The sequence below is a fragment of the Staphylococcus sp. HMSC36A10 genome, assembly GCF_001838845.1.
GTDB classification, from domain to species: Bacteria; Bacillota; Bacilli; order Staphylococcales; family Staphylococcaceae; genus Staphylococcus; species Staphylococcus aureus.
The window spans coordinates 2,670-3,480 of sequence record NZ_KV839123.1 but is presented as its reverse complement, the minus strand read 5'-3'; the positions used below and the strand labels follow the sequence as shown (position 1 = coordinate 3,480).

Annotated in this window: 1 protein-coding gene and 1 pseudogene; both read right to left on the bottom strand. The window is 27.6% G+C overall.

Annotated elements, in window-relative coordinates; all coding sequences use genetic code 11:
• Positions 1 to 472, bottom strand: a pseudogene (locus HMPREF3247_RS10465) (tandem-type lipoprotein); the annotation flags it as partial.
• 218 nt (positions 473 to 690) lie between these two features.
• Positions 691 to 811, bottom strand: a 121-nt coding sequence (locus tag HMPREF3247_RS15000) for a Csa1 family protein (protein ID WP_257245484.1), incomplete at its 5' end; no start/stop codon positions are given.

Here is an 811-nt window from a genome sequence, read left to right as displayed (position 1 = left end):
CTTTTGTTGGAATGATTTTATTATCGACCATTTTTACTGGATACCTTTTTTCGTTATCACGATGTATACCTTTATCCTCTCTTTCTATAACATCAACATAGTAATAACCATTTGTTGTTCTTGTATTTCTATTCATATATAAAACCATGCCTTTTACGTTCATATCTTTTCCATTAGGTTGAATCGACATTGACGAACGAACAATCCACGTTCCTTTATCATTTTTATCAAATTGATCATCACGATAACCTTCTTTATCGTATAAATCCTCTAGATTTTTAATTGGATACATACTCAATGTCTTTTCAAAGCTTTTCTTTATTTCCGCTTCTTTACCCATGCCACAACCCCCAATAAAAATTGTTAAAAATAGTAAACTAATACTTAAAACTATTTTTTTAAAACGCTTCACCGTATCACAACTCTCTTCTTTTTGTATGATTTGTTTTTGTGAATTGCATATTTTCAACATTTTATAACACTTTTCACTTTAATATTATCAAAAATTATACAAGCAATCTATTAAATTTAAAATATTGTTATTTATTTAGGTTAATACCTATTTTGAAATAACATACGTTGTTAATTACTTATAATTTGACTATTCTCATATATTTGATGTTGCGCTAGTTTCTACAAAATTACTTGTTATTTTTCCGGGTTCGATTTCATACTCTTTATTGGTCACGTTTATTTATCCTCACTTGGTTCAAGATGTAGACTATCACTAAAGTATATATTTTCACCTTTTTTCTCCACGAAAGTAAATTCAATTTCTTTATATCCAACTGATGAACCTTTTAAATTCCCT